Annotated in this window: 12 protein-coding genes; 3 read left to right on the top strand and 9 right to left on the bottom strand. The window is 61.9% G+C overall.

Annotation, left to right across the window (positions count from 1 at the left end; translation table 11 throughout):
- Positions 1-12 precede the first annotated feature (12 nt).
- From K5R88_RS11100 to K5R88_RS11075, 6 genes are all read right to left on the bottom strand, one after another.
- The gene (locus K5R88_RS11100) at positions 13-1,128 is read right to left on the bottom strand and encodes an NAD(P)/FAD-dependent oxidoreductase (RefSeq protein ID WP_223436305.1); all 1,116 of its coding nucleotides are present in this window, start codon (positions 1,126-1,128) and stop codon (positions 13-15) included.
- Positions 1,125-2,480: an FAD/NAD(P)-dependent oxidoreductase gene (locus tag K5R88_RS11095; RefSeq protein WP_226299948.1), complete on the bottom strand. Its 1,356-nt coding sequence runs from the start codon at positions 2,478-2,480 to the stop codon at positions 1,125-1,127. Before K5R88_RS11095 ends, K5R88_RS11100 begins: the two co-directional genes overlap by 4 nt.
- Before the next feature lie 1,348 nt (positions 2,481-3,828).
- Positions 3,829-4,119 carry a (2Fe-2S)-binding protein gene (locus tag K5R88_RS11090; protein ID WP_223414970.1) on the bottom strand — a complete coding sequence of 97 codons (291 nt, stop codon included), beginning with the start codon at positions 4,117-4,119 and terminating at the stop codon, positions 3,829-3,831.
- Positions 4,120-4,126: 7 nt separating this feature from the next.
- The gene (locus tag K5R88_RS11085) at positions 4,127-4,921 is read right to left on the bottom strand and encodes an ABC transporter permease (RefSeq protein WP_008031926.1); all 795 of its coding nucleotides are present in this window, start codon (positions 4,919-4,921) and stop codon (positions 4,127-4,129) included.
- Positions 4,922-4,927: 6 nt separating this feature from the next.
- Positions 4,928-5,797: an ABC transporter permease gene (locus tag K5R88_RS11080; RefSeq protein ID WP_008041222.1), complete on the bottom strand. Its 870-nt coding sequence runs from the start codon at positions 5,795-5,797 to the stop codon at positions 4,928-4,930.
- A complete protein-coding gene (locus tag K5R88_RS11075) occupies positions 5,794-6,813 on the bottom strand; it encodes an ABC transporter ATP-binding protein (RefSeq protein WP_008031922.1) in 1,020 nt (339 codons plus the stop codon). The genes K5R88_RS11080 and K5R88_RS11075 overlap by 4 nt, the downstream gene beginning before the upstream one ends.
- A gap of 242 nt (positions 6,814-7,055) precedes the next feature.
- On the opposite strand from K5R88_RS11075, the gene K5R88_RS11070 reads away from it, so the two are divergent.
- Positions 7,056-7,892: an IclR family transcriptional regulator gene (locus tag K5R88_RS11070; RefSeq protein ID WP_226299947.1), complete on the top strand. Its 837-nt coding sequence runs from the start codon at positions 7,056-7,058 to the stop codon at positions 7,890-7,892.
- 114 nt (positions 7,893-8,006) lie between these two features.
- Here the strand turns inward: K5R88_RS11070 and K5R88_RS11065 are convergent, their stop codons facing one another.
- Together K5R88_RS11065 and K5R88_RS11060 are read right to left on the bottom strand one after the other, a co-directional pair.
- The gene (locus tag K5R88_RS11065; protein WP_226299946.1) at positions 8,007-8,759 is read right to left on the bottom strand and encodes an anti-sigma factor family protein; all 753 of its coding nucleotides are present in this window, start codon (positions 8,757-8,759) and stop codon (positions 8,007-8,009) included.
- Positions 8,756-9,262 carry a sigma-70 family RNA polymerase sigma factor gene (locus tag K5R88_RS11060; protein ID WP_032832617.1) on the bottom strand — a complete coding sequence of 169 codons (507 nt, stop codon included), beginning with the start codon at positions 9,260-9,262 and terminating at the stop codon, positions 8,756-8,758. The genes K5R88_RS11065 and K5R88_RS11060 overlap by 4 nt, the downstream gene beginning before the upstream one ends.
- 158 nt (positions 9,263-9,420) lie before the next feature.
- Between K5R88_RS11060 and K5R88_RS11055 the strand changes: the two genes are divergently transcribed.
- Together K5R88_RS11055 and K5R88_RS11050 are read left to right on the top strand one after the other, a co-directional pair.
- Positions 9,421-10,506, top strand: coding sequence for a catalase family peroxidase (locus tag K5R88_RS11055; protein WP_192229207.1), 1,086 nt, complete (start codon positions 9,421-9,423; stop codon positions 10,504-10,506).
- Entirely contained in the window at positions 10,503-11,048 is a 546-nt protein-coding gene (locus tag K5R88_RS11050; protein WP_207285992.1) for a cytochrome b, read from the top strand. Before K5R88_RS11055 ends, K5R88_RS11050 begins: the two co-directional genes overlap by 4 nt.
- A gap of 117 nt (positions 11,049-11,165) precedes the next feature.
- Here the strand turns inward: K5R88_RS11050 and K5R88_RS11045 are convergent, their stop codons facing one another.
- Complete coding sequence (locus K5R88_RS11045; protein WP_008031906.1) at positions 11,166-12,317, bottom strand: M14 family metallopeptidase; 1,152 nt, start codon at positions 12,315-12,317, stop codon at positions 11,166-11,168.
- Positions 12,318-12,767: the final 450 nt, after the last annotated feature.

The following is a 12,767-nucleotide window of genomic DNA, read 5'->3' as shown; positions in this document are numbered from 1 at the left end:
GACCTTCCTCTATCAAGCAACGGAGATGGAGTGAAACCGGGTGATGGAAAACGCATCCAGCGACGTGGTTGAGGCGCCGCTGCAGATGATCTCGGTGAGCGCCTGGCCCACCGCTGGACCGATCTGGAAACCTGCGCCGGCAAAGCCGAACGCGTGCAACAGACCGGGTTGAGTGCCACTGTGACCGATCACCGGTTGGCGATCGGGCAAGTAACCTTCGGTGCCGCTCCAGGTACGAATCGCCTGGGCGCCTTCAAGAAACGGATAAAGCTCTACGGCTTGGCGCAGGATTTCGATCACCGCGTGTTGACCGGGGCGGGCGCGCGCGCCGTCGAGGGCAAACCCCTGACCGCCGCCCAACACGCAATTGCCGCGTGCGACCTGACGCGCATAAATACCGCCGCCCTCGACGCCGGTGCTGGCATCCATCACCCATGGCAAGGGTTCGGTGACCAACATCGCCGGGTGCCCGGCGTGCATCGGCACCGCTTCGTCGAACTGCGCGGCAAGGCTGCCGGCCCATGCGCCAGCGCAGTTCAGCAGCCAGGGCGCTTGCAGTTGCAGGCCGTTTTGCGTGCTGACGCAAAAGCGCTGACCGTCATGCTCCACGGCGCTCACCGCGCATTGTTCGTGGACTTGCGCGCCGTGGCGCTGTGCTGCCCGGGCAAACGCGGGTGAAACCAGTCGTGGGTTGGCGTGACCGTCATCCGGGCAAAACGAGGCGCCGACCGCGACGTCGCCGACCCACGGAAAACGCGTGCGTAATTCACGGCGATCAAGCACCTGCAAATCGAGGCCGAAACCCTGACTGCTGGCGGCATAGTCCTGCAATGCGCGCAGGTCGTTGAGGCTGCGCGCCAGTTTCAAGTGACCGCTGCGCTGGTATTCACCGTCAATGCCGATCAACTGCGGCAACTGCCCCCAGATTTCGTGAGCCTGTTGCGACAGCGGCAGTTGCGACAACGGTCGGCCCTGACGCCGCACGCCGCCGTAGTTCACGCCGCTGGAGTGCGAACCGCAAAAGTCGCGCTCCAGCAGCGCCACACGACGACCGGCCTTGCTCAGGAAGAGCGCGGCGGAGGCGCCGACAATGCCGCCGCCAATGATCACTGCATCGACCTCGATCATGGCTCGACCTCCAGACCAAACGGCAACGGTTTGATCGGTGCCTGTGCCCGCAAGCGGCCGATGTCAGAGACGTTTCGCTGACTGGCGCAGGCAATGATTTCTGCGGCGGCAGCGCCACACATGCGCCCCTGACAGCGGCCCATGCCGACCCGGCAATGGGCCTTGACCCGGTTGATTTCCCAATGGCCCTCGCGCACGACGTCGCGGATGTCACCGGCGCGCACTTCTTCGCAGCGGCAGACCATCACGTCGTCCGGCGTGTCGGCCGCCCAGTTTTGTGGAAACACGAAGGCGCGTTCCAGGCCTTGGCGAAAGCTATCGATTCGTTCAAGTGCCTGCTCCAGTTGCACGCCACGCTTGGGCGCAACCACGTGACCCATGTCTTCGAGCAAGGCGAGGGCGGCCCGTTCGCCGGCCATTTCCGCCGCGTCGGCGCCCATGATGCCGGCGCCGTCGCCGGCCAGATAAACCTCGGCGACACTGCTGCGACCGGCGCTGTCACGCTGCGGCAGCCAGGCGCGGTTGAGCGGGTTCCAGGCGAATGCGCAGCCGAGCAAGTCGGCGAGTTGGGTTTCACTGCGCAGGCCATGGGCGAATGCCACGGCGTCGCAGTCCAGTTGATGTTCACCGTTTGAGTTGGCCCAACGCAGCGACTGTACGCGGTGTTCGCCATCGATGCGTTTCAAGGTTGCACCCTGATGCACCGGGATACCGTGAGCGGTCAGCCAGCTGCGGTAATAAATGCCTTTGGCCAATGTGGCCGGTTGCGCCAACAGATCGGGCAGGGCGCGGGCCTGGGCGCTGAACGGCGAGCTGTCGAGCACCGCGACCACGTTCGCGCCGGCCTTGGCGTATTGATACGCCACCAGATACAGCAACGGTCCACTGCCGGCGAACACCACGCGCTCACCGATGGCGCAGCCCTGGAATTTCAGGGCTATCTGCGCAGCGCCAAGGCTGTAGACGCCCGGCAGCGTCCAGCCTTGCACCGGTAACACCCGGTCGGTGGCGCCCGTGGCGACGATCACCCGAGAGAACTCCAAGCGTGCGGCGCGCTGCTCGTGCAAGGTGTCGAGCGCGCCGGCCTCGGCGTTCCACACCAGGGTTTCAGGACGGTAATCGAGCTGCTCGCGCAACTCGTCGATCGTCTGGTGCAAGGCCTTCGCCTTGCGCGCTTCGAAGCCATACAGCTTGACCGCCGAGCGCTTGAAATTCGCCGGCTGCCGCCGATAAATCTGCCCGCCACCGCGCGCGGCTTCGTCCAGCAAAACCGGGCGCACACCGTGTGCCACCAGCGTCTGCGCCGCACGAATCCCGGCCGGCCCGGCACCCACAACAACCACCGACTTCATACCCAACCCCCTGTAGGAGCCGGCTTGCCGGCGATGAGGCCCTCACATTCAACATCCATGTCGACTGACCCACCGCCATCGCCAGCAAGCTGGCTCCTACAGTTGATTGGGGTTGGTCGCGAATTTTGTGCTCGACACAGCTCCCCTGTAGGAGCTGGCTTGCCAGCGATGGGGCCCTCACATCCAACATCGATGTCGGCTGATACACCGCCATCGCCAGCAAGCCGGCTCCTACAGTTGATTGGGGTTGGTCGCGAATTTTGTGCTCGACACAGCTCCCCTGTAGGAGCTGGCTTGCCGGCGATGAGGCCCTCACATTCAACACCCATGTCGGCTGACCCACCGCGATCGCCAGCAAGCCGGCTCCTACAGTGGATTGGGGTTGGTCGCGAATTTTGTGCTCGACACCGCTCCCCTGTAGGAGCTGGCTTGCCGGCGATGGGGCCCTCACATCCAACATCGATGTCAGCTGATACACCGCGATCGCCAGCAAGCCGGCTCCTACAGTTGATTGGGGTTGGTCGTGAATTTTGTGCTCGACACCGCTCCCCTGTAGGAGCCGGCTTGCCGGCGATGGCGGCCTCACATCCAACACCCATGTCGGCTGACACACCGCCATCGCCAGCAAGCTGGCTCCTACAGTTGATTGGGGTTGCCCACCAGTTTTGTGCCCGACACAGATCCCCTGTAGGAGCTGGCTTGCTAGCGATGGGGGCCTCACATCCAACACCCATGTCGGCTGACACACCGCGATCGCCAGCAAGCCGGCTCCTACAGTTGATTGGGGTTGGTCGTGAATTTTGTGCTCGACGCAGATCCCCTGTAGGAGCTGGCTTGCCGGCGATGGGGCCCTCACATCCAACATCGATGTCGGCTGATACACCGCGATCGCCAGCAAGCCGGCTCCTACAGTTGATTGGGGTTGGTCGCGAATTTTGTGCTCGGCACAGATCCCCTGTCGGAGCTGGCTTGCCGGCGATGGGGGCCTTACATCCAACATTCATGTCGGCTGACACACCGCGATCGCCAGCAAGCCGGCTCCTACAGTTGATTGGGGTTGGTCGCGAATTTTGTGCTCGACGCAGATCCCCTGTAGGAGCTGGCTTGCCGGCGATGAGGCCCTCACATTCAACATCCATGTCGACAGATGCACCGCGATCGCCAGCAAGCCGGCTCCTACAGTGGATTGGGGTTGGTCGCGAATTTTGTGCTCGACACCGATCCCCTGTAGGAGCTGGCTTGCTAGCGATGGGGGCCTTACATCCAACATTCATGTCGGCTGATACGCCGCGATCGCGAGCAGGCTCGCTCCTACAGGGGATCCGGGTTGGGGAGATGTAATGTGTGTTCATAGCGATCGCCCCGGTTCGCGGCTTATGTGTTCGCCGGCTTCTAGCAGCGTCGAGCACGCGCGTACTCGCCGGCCATCGCCCAGGCGAACCCAGCAGTCCTGGCACGCGCCCATCAAGCAAAACCCGGCGCGGGGCTGCGCGCTGAAATCGCTGCCGCGCAAGTGTTCGCTGCAGGTCAGCACGGCGGTCAGCACGGTGTCGCCGAGCAGCCCGCTGGCTGGTGCGCCGTCGAGGGTAAAGTTCACGGCCGGGCGGTCGCCTTCGGCCAGTCGTTTCAGCAGAGCCATGGCGCCCTCATTGTTTACCCACCAGAACCCGATCCAGGCCGTAGACCCGATCAAGCAGAATCATCGTCAGCGCGGTCAGCGCGATCACCAGGGCCGACACCGCCGCCATCATCGGATCGATGGACTCAGTGGCGTACACGTACATACGCACCGGCAAGGTTTGCGTGGCCGGCGAGGTGACGAAGATCGACAGCGTCACCTCGTCAAAACTGTTGATGAACGCCAGCAGCCAACCCCCGGCGACCCCCGGCAGAATCATCGGCAAGGTGATTTGGCGAAACAGCGTGAAGCGCCCGGCACCCAGCGATTGCGCCGCGTGTTCGGCGCTGCGATCCAGGCCAATGGCCGAGGCCAGCACCAGTCGCAGCACATACGGCGTGATCACCAGTACGTGAGCAAAGATCAGCCAGGCGAAGCTGCCGTTGACGCCCATCAGCGCAAACAAACGCAGCAGTGCCACGCCCAACACCAGATGCGGAATGATGATCGGCGACAGAAACAGGCCATTGAAAAAGTCCCGTCCGGGAAACTCGAAACGGGTGATTGCCAGCGCCGCCGGCACCGCAATCAATGTCGCCAGGCTGGCCGCACAGAACGCCAGAATCAGACTGTTGTAAAACGCATCGACAAAGTCGGCACGCTCGAACACCGCACGGAACCAGCGCAGGGAAAACTCCGTGGTCGGCAGGCTCAGGGTGTTTTCCGGGGTGAACGCCACGAGGCAGACCACCACCAGCGGCGCCAGCATGAACACCACCACCAGGGTATGGAACAGCAGGGCGAAAGGACCGTTCTTGGACATGACGAGTTATCCCAATGACTTCTTGTAGCGGCCTTCGATCATCCGGTTCCACGACAGCATGATCAGCAGGTTGAGCAACAGCAGCGCGACGGCGATGGCGGCGCCCATCGGCCAGTTGAGTTCCGACAGGTACTGGTCGTAGATCAGCGTGGCGACCATCTTGATCCGCCGCCCGCCGAGCAGGCCGGGAATGGCAAAGGAGCTGGCCGCGAGACCGAACACGATCAACGTGCCGGACAGCACGCCGGGCATGATTTGCGGCAACACCACCTGGCGCATCACCGTGAAGTGACTGGCACCCAGCGACATCGCTGCTTGTTCGGCGGCCGGGTCGAGTTTTTGCAGCGAGGTCCAGACCGGAATGATCATGAACGGCAACATCACGTGAACCAGTGCAATCACCACCGCGAACGGCGTGTACAACAGCTTCATCGGTGAGCCGCCGAAGGCTTGCAGTGTCTGGTTGACCAGGCCGTCGGCGCCGAGCAAGAGGCTCCAGCCGAAGGCGCGCACCACCACCGAAATCAGCAACGGCGTGAGGATCAGAATCAAGAAAATCGAACGCCATGGCGCGCCCATGCGGCTGAGGATGTAAGCCTCAGGCACGCCAATCACCACGCAGAGCAAGGTGGTCAGGGCGCTGATCCAGAACGTGCGCAAAAAGATTTCGTAGAAGTACGGATCACCCAGCAGGCTGCTGTAATGGTCGACGGTGTAGGCGTCGCCGTTGATGCCCGAGCTGTAGTCGAAGACGTTGAACGACAACACCAGCGTCAGCAGCAGCGGGATCACCAGCAGGCAGACGTACAACGCCAGCGCCGGTGCCGACAACAAATAACCCTGACGTCCCTGGCGAACAGCCACGAGCGTACTCATGCCGACACCTCGTCGACACTCAGCACCCGCAGCAGCGCCGTGTCCCAGTCGAGGCCGACCGGTGTGCCTTCGTTCAGCGGTGCCGAGCCGTCGTTGCGGCGCACCACGCTGAGTTCGCCGAGGCTGGTCGAAACGCCGTACAACCATTGGCTGCCGAGAAAGAAGCGGCTGACGATCCTGCCTGGCAGGCGGCCGTGATCCTTGTCCCGCAGGTCGATTTTTTCCGGACGCAGGCTCAGGGTCAGTTCACCGCCGCTGCGCACCTGAACCACACCCGCACTGTCACGCTCGCCGGGCAGCAGGTTGGCCTTGCCGACGAAGCCGGAAATGAACTCGGTGCGCGGGTGTTCGTAAAGGGTGTAGGGCGCGTCGATCTGGGTGATGCGCCCGGCCTGCATCACCACCACGCGGTCGCTGATGGACAGCGCTTCGGACTGGTCGTGGGTGACCATCAACGTGGTGATCCCAACTTCGCGCTGGATGCGGCGGATCTCGAACTGCATCTCCTCGCGCAGGTTGGCGTCGAGGTTGGACAGCGGCTCGTCGAGCAACAGCACCGGCGGTTCGATCACCAGGGCGCGGGCCAGCGCCACACGCTGGCGCTGACCACCGGACAGTTCGCGTGGGTAACGTTCTGCGTGCTGGTCCAGACGCACCAGTTTCAACACCCGATCCACGCGCTGCTGCAACTCGCCGTTGGGCACTTTGCGCATGCGCAGGCCGAAGGCGACGTTGTCTTTGACGGTCATGTGCGGAAACAACGCATAACTCTGGAACACCACGCCCAAGCCACGGCTGGCGGGTTTGGCGTGGGTGATGTCGCGACCGTCCAGCAGAATGCGCCCGCTGGTGACTTCGACGAAGCCGGCGATCATTTGCAGGGTGGTGGTTTTGCCACAGCCGGAAGGGCCGAGCAGGGACACGAACTCGCCTTTCTCGACCGAGAGGTGGGTGGCGACGACGGCATCGATGTCGCCGTAACGTTTGCCGAGTCCTTCAAGTTGCACAAAAGCCATAACTGCGCTCCACCTGAGATTGTTATGCGCGGCCTGAGGTCGCGCTTTTTTGTATGGGCAGATACGAAAGGGTGTTGCGGGGTGCGTTGGCGCTCGACTTGGGTCGGCTGCCGCTGTTGTTCGAATCACCCCTGTGGACGCAGATTAGGACGAAGACTAGGATGGGCTCAATGGCCTATTTCACTGAAGCGATGACTATTTTCAGTTTCATTCGGTGAGTAAATTAATTGTCGAGAAATGGCATGACTGATTCCATTGAGCGGAATGAAAACAAAAATGAAGTCGGCGTCGGTGCGGTCTCCCGGCTGTTTGCGGTGCTGCGCAGTCTGGGTGACACCGTCGAGGGCGGGGAGCGCGTGACGCAACTGGCCCAGCGCATCGGTCTGTCGCAACCGACCACCCACCGCTTGCTGCGCAGCCTGATGGACGAAGGCATGGTCGAGCAGGATGCGCGCAGCAAGCGCTATCGGCTGAGCCTGGATTTTTTTGCGCTGGCGGCGCGTGCCGGCAATACCGGAAACCTGCGCGAACTGGTGCGGCCGTCGTTGCTGCGGTTGTCGGCCTCACTGGGGGATTCTTTGTTTCTACTGGCGCGCAGCGGGTTTGATGCGATCTGCCTGGACCGCAGTGAAGGGCCGTTTCCGATTCGCACCTTTACCGGTGACATCGGCGGGCGGGTGGCGTTGGGCGTGGGCCAGGGCAGTCTGGCGATCCTGGCGTTCCTGCCGGAAGAGGAGCGCGACACGGTGATCCATTACAACCTGCCGCGGCTGAAGGATTTTCACCTGTACGACGAGGTGTTCCTGCGTTCGGAAGTCGAGAACGTGCGCGCCCTCGGCTACGCCGGGCGCAACACCGGCGTGCTGCAAGGCATGGCCGGCGTGGCGGTGCCGATTCTCGATCGCGAGGGGCGTGCGGTGGCGGCGTTGAGTGTGGCCACTGTGAGTGACCGATTGGGGCCGGATCGCTTGCCGACGGTGGTGGAGATGCTCAAGCGCGAAGCAGCGCTGATCGGGCCGCGGATCAATCCGTTTGATCCGTTGTTGCGGCGGCCGTCCCAAGTTTTCGGCCAAAGCTGAACACACCGCAAATCCCTTGTAGGAGCCGGCTTGCTGGCGATGGCGGTGGGTCAGTCAAATCAATGGTGACTGATACACCGCCATCGCCAGCAAGCCGGCTCCTACAAGGGGTGTTCAGAACTGCACGGTCTGCTTGAGCATCTGCGCCGTCGGTGTATCGCTCGGGCTGACCATCGCGTAGTTGTAACCGCTGCCGGACCAGTACTCAGCCTGCAACCCGCCGTCACTGCGACTGCCCCTGGGCAGCAGGAAATTCTTCGGACCCGGCGGGCGCACGTAGAAGCTGACTTTGTGCCCGCTGCGATCCTCATAAACCACCATCGCCGCCGGCCCTTGCTCAGTGCTGAGCAAGCGCCCGCTGACCGGTTTGAACCCCGCGCCGGTAAGGTCCGGCAAGCGATGGGCCTGCGTGAAATAGCGGTCGAGCCAGCCCTGCATATCGCCGTTATCGCTGACCTTGTAATCGGCCGGCAGCATGCCTTGCTGGGCAAACAGCCGATAAGCCTGCATCGCGTCGGCCATCGGCGCCGCCGCGCTGAGGAGGGTCATCTCCCGCGCCTTCCAACCGCTGAAGCCGCCGATGCTCACGGCAATCAGCAACACCGCGGCGCTGGCCAGATGGCGGCGTGATTGGCGTTTGAGGCGTTGGCGAATCAGTGCTGGGTCGAGGGCCGGGTTGGCGGGTTGCTGCAACGCACCGCTCAGGGCCGCGCGCAGTTGCTGGGCGTCCTGCTGCCAGGCGCGAACCTGTGCGGATATTTCCACGTTGCCGGCCAGAAAAGTCTCTACCAGACGTCGGTCGTCATCATTGAGCTGGTGGTCCACATACGCGTGCAGGTCACGCTCGCTCGGGGGCATGCTGATCATTTGAGTCTCCGCAGGGAAGGGCGGGTGATTTCGCCGTCGCTGAGTTGGCGCAAGGCCTGGCGGGCGCGGGACAGGCGCGACATAACGGTGCCGACAGGGACGTCGAGAATCTCGGCGACTTCCTTGTAGCTCAGGCCTTCGACCGACACCCAGAGCAGCAGCGCGCGCTGTTCGGTGCCGAGCTGATCGAAGGCTTGCAGGGTCGATTGGGCGATCACGGTGCGTTCTACCGACGGTTGGGTATCGTCCCGTCCGGTAAAGAATTCGAGCATCCGCGCATAACGCCGGGAGCGCCGGTGAGCGTCGAGAAATTGCCGATACAGAATCGAAAACAGCCAGGCGCGCAAGTCGCCTTCGGGGCGTTTGTCGCCCCAACTCGACAGCGCCCGCTCCAGACACGACTGCACCAGATCGTCGGCGCTGCTGGGGTTGCGCGTCAACGACACGGCAAACCGGCGCAATCCGGGAATGATTTCTCTGAGTTGTTCGTCGATCTCGTTCATGAAGTTCTGGCTAGTCGCTACGCTGTGGACTAGAGAGACGCCCGGCACTGAAGGTTATTCCACGCCTGAAAAAATAAATACCGCACGATGGAATAAACGTTCGCGGGGTTCGTCTGCTTGATCCTTCTCACTTGTGGCCGATGGCCCTGGAGTCTTTCATGGTAGATCGCTCATCACCGCCCACCCGGCCCCCCTTGAGTGCCGCGAGCCTGACGTTGCGTCTGGCCGGTATTGCCGTGGTGGTCGCTGCAGTGGCCGGGGCATTTGCCTACGTCAACGGCACCTTTGACCCACAGCGACTGACCCCGAAAAAGCTGATCAACGTGCTGGAAACCAACAACGGCGTGCACCCCGGTTTCCGGCGCAATCACTCCAAAGGCGTGTGCGTGATCGGACATTTCGAAAGCAGTGGCGAGGCGCGCAGCTATTCCAGCGCTCAGGTGTTCAACGAGGCGCGGACCCCGGTGGTCGGGCGTTTTGCCTTGCCTGCCGGTAACCCTTACGCGCCGGACAGCGCCGTGCCGATCCGCAGCCTGGCGCTGCGCTTCACCCAGGCCAACGGCCAACAGTGGCGCACCGGGATGAACAGCATGCCGGTGTTCCCGGTGGGCACACCCGAAGCGTTCTATCAATTGCAGCAGGCCCAGTCGCCGGACCCGGCCACCGGCAAACCGAACCCGGCAGCGGTGCCGGCGTTCTTTGGTGCGCACCCGGAGGCCGGACCGTTCCTGGCCTGGATCAAAACCGCCAAGCCGTCCGCCAGTTACGTGACGGAAACCTATAACAGCGTCAATGCGTTTTACCTGGTCAACGCCGCCGGGCAAAAGCAAGCGGTGCGCTGGAGCATGGTGCCGTTGGTGCAGGACGCGGCAGGTGCCACGGCGCCGGAGGGTGGCGATTTCCTCGAGAAAGACCTGCTTCAACGGATTGCCTTGGGGCCGTTGCGTTGGCAGTTGAACATCACGCTGGCCAACCCCGGTGATCCGGTCAACGACGCCAGCAAGGCTTGGCCCGACGGTCGTAAAGTGGTGAACGCCGGCACGCTGGTGCTCGAAAGCACCCAGCCGCAGCTCAATGGCGAATGCCGGGACATCAACTACGACCCGCTGGTATTGCCCGCCGGTATCGAAGGTTCCGACGACCCGTTGCTCGCCGCGCGCTCCGCCGGTTACGCCAGTTCCTACTTGCGCCGCACCAGTGAAGTCAGCCAGTTGCCCGCCGCCAAGCAGGAGGCTCAACAATGAGCAACCAACCGAACCACTTCGCGCCGCTGGCGCGGCTGCTGCACTGGCTGATGGCGCTGATGATCATTGCCATGCTGTTTATCGGCGCGGGCATGGTCGCTTCCGTGTCTGAGCGGCACGAGTGGCTGATCCATCTGCACAAACCACTGGGCATCGCCATTCTGCTGCTGGTGATCGTGCGCCTTGCTGTGCGCTTTTCCACCCGGCAACCTCCTTTGCCGGCAGACCTGCCGGGCTGGCAAGCGCTGGCGGCCAAGGCTTCGCATGTCTTGCTGTATGCCTTGATGTTGATCCTGCCGCTGCTCGGCTGGGCGATGATTTCGGCGGCGGGTGACCCGGTGATGCTCAGCAGTTCGTTGCAGTTGCCATCGATTGTGCCGGCGAACGCGCAGGTGTTTGCGTTCCTGCGCAAGGCGCACGGGTATCTGGCGTACCTGCTGTTTCTGACCGTGCTGCTGCATCTGGCGGCGGCGTTGTTTCACGGTTGGGTACGGCGTGATGAGGTGCTCGACAGCATGCTGCGGGGCAAAGACCGCGGTTAACCGGCTTTGCGCTTTGGGGCGCACGCTGTAGATCCAGATTTGCGGCCGGAGGATTGTGTGCGAGTGGCGGCCGAATGAGGCGTGGCTGCATGCCTGGCATGCAGCCATTGCGCAGGATCAGCGCAAGGTATCGACCATGTCCGCCACGGTCGTCAGCACATCCTTGCCCAGTTGCTTCGAACGCTTGCCGGACCAGCCTGTCAACGGATCCGGTTTGTCGTTGTTGTCCTTGAACGGCATCTCCAGGGTCAACGACAGGCAGTCGAATTTCTGACCGACGCTGTTGCACGCCAGGGTCATGTTGGCTTTGCCCGGCTCGTCGCGGGTGTAGCCGTGCTTGGTCTGGAAGTCCTTGGTCAGGTGTTTCAGATGACTGCGGAAATGCTCTTCGAGTTTTTCGATCCGCGGCGTGTAGCCTGGGTTGCCCTCGCAACCGGCAGTGAACACGTAGGGGATTTCTTCATCGCCATGGATGTCGAGGAACAGGTCGACGCCGTACTTTTCCATCTGTTGCTGAGCGAACAGCACTTCCGGACTGATCTCCTGACTGGCGCTCTGCCAGGCGCGGTTGAGGTCCTGGCCCATGGCGTTGGTGCGCAGGTGACCGTGAAAGGCACCGTCCGGGTTCATGTTCGGCACCAGATACAGGTCGGCGCTGGCCAGCAGTTTGTTCAGCACTGGATCGTCGTGTCTTTCCAGGCGTTCGATCACACCTTCCATGAACCACTCGGCCATGTGTTCGCCGGGGTGTTGCTGGGCAATCATCCAGACCTTGCGCCGGCCTTCGGCGCCGGTGCCTTTGCGCAGCAACTGAATGTCACGACCTTCGACACTCTTGCCGGTGGCCAGCAGTTCAGTGCCGGCCTTGGTCAGCGCCTGTTCGATCAACCAGTCATGGCGGCCACGGCTGTAGGGTTCGAAGTAGGCAAACCAGGCGTGGGTGGCCGTGGCTTCGAGGCTGAAACGCAGGCAGTCGCCTTCGAAGATGGTCGGCACCCGGAACCAGTTGACGTGGTCGTAGGACGCCACTGCCTGATAGCCGTCCCAGGCTTTGTTGTACGAGGATTTGCTGGCATTGTTCAGACGAAACCAGTGTTCCTGTCCGACGTGCAAACCGCTGGCCTTGAAGTGAAACCACTGAAAATGCTGGCTGCGGGTGTCTGGCTTGATGGCCAGCAGGGCTTGCAACGGATTGCTGATGTCCAGCACTTCAATGTTGCCGCTGTCGAAGTTGGCGCTGATGTCGAAAGAAGATCTAGCCACGGTCATAGTCGATTCCTGAATATGATTTTTATGGCTGATACTTTACACGCTGGGAAGGGAAAAACCGGGGGAAATTGCGGGGGTAAAAGGGGGCGTCCTCCTTGACGCCGTCGCAGCTTAGAGACTGTGCGATTGATTCTCAAGTGCTATTTTCCATTAGTTTGGCCCAATGTTGCCGGGCTTCTCTTGCCAACAGATATTCTTTTGATATTATCCGCGCCATCGAATTTGCAGCACCCAAAGACTTCATTAGCCTGAAGGTAAAGCCAGAATAACTGGCAAAAAAAAGACCCGGCAAAAAGCCGGGTCAAAAACCGTGATTAGCCTGATGAGGAGATAGTCCAGGAGACCGACCTAAGGTCACTTGGACAATCGACTGATCTCGCGACCAGCTGCATGCAATAATAATCATTCTCGTTTGCAAGTCAAACGATTTTATCTGCGCGATTGGAAAAT

The organism is Pseudomonas sp. MM213 (genome assembly GCF_020423045.1).
Lineage (GTDB): Bacteria > Pseudomonadota > Gammaproteobacteria > Pseudomonadales > Pseudomonadaceae > Aquipseudomonas > Aquipseudomonas migulae.
Note: the sequence above shows the minus strand (reverse complement) of the source record. Positions and strands in the feature narration are given on the sequence as shown.

Bases quoted from the DNA above. Each gene is read 5' to 3' on its own strand.
- K5R88_RS11090 (WP_223414970.1), bottom strand. From the start codon at position 4,119: ATGGCTCTGCTGAAACGACTGGCCGAAGGCGACCGCCCGGCCGTGAAC.
- K5R88_RS11085 (WP_008031926.1), bottom strand. From the start codon at position 4,921: ATGTCCAAGAACGGTCCTTTCGCCCTGCTGTTCCATACCCTGGTGGTG.
- K5R88_RS11100 (WP_223436305.1), bottom strand. From the start codon at position 1,128: ATGATCGAGGTCGATGCAGTGATCATTGGCGGCGGCATTGTCGGCGCC.
- K5R88_RS11095 (WP_226299948.1), bottom strand. From the start codon at position 2,480: ATGAAGTCGGTGGTTGTTGTGGGTGCCGGGCCGGCCGGGATTCGTGCG.
- K5R88_RS11060 (WP_032832617.1), bottom strand. From the start codon at position 9,262: ATGAACGAGATCGACGAACAACTCAGAGAAATCATTCCCGGATTGCGC.
- K5R88_RS11065 (WP_226299946.1), bottom strand. From the start codon at position 8,759: ATGATCAGCATGCCCCCGAGCGAGCGTGACCTGCACGCGTATGTGGAC.
- K5R88_RS11080 (WP_008041222.1), bottom strand. From the start codon at position 5,797: ATGAGTACGCTCGTGGCTGTTCGCCAGGGACGTCAGGGTTATTTGTTG.
- K5R88_RS11045 (WP_008031906.1), bottom strand. From the start codon at position 12,317: ATGACCGTGGCTAGATCTTCTTTCGACATCAGCGCCAACTTCGACAGC.
- K5R88_RS11055 (WP_192229207.1), top strand. From the start codon at position 9,421: ATGGTAGATCGCTCATCACCGCCCACCCGGCCCCCCTTGAGTGCCGCG.
- K5R88_RS11070 (WP_226299947.1), top strand. From the start codon at position 7,056: ATGACTGATTCCATTGAGCGGAATGAAAACAAAAATGAAGTCGGCGTC.
- K5R88_RS11075 (WP_008031922.1), bottom strand. From the start codon at position 6,813: ATGGCTTTTGTGCAACTTGAAGGACTCGGCAAACGTTACGGCGACATC.
- K5R88_RS11050 (WP_207285992.1), top strand. From the start codon at position 10,503: ATGAGCAACCAACCGAACCACTTCGCGCCGCTGGCGCGGCTGCTGCAC.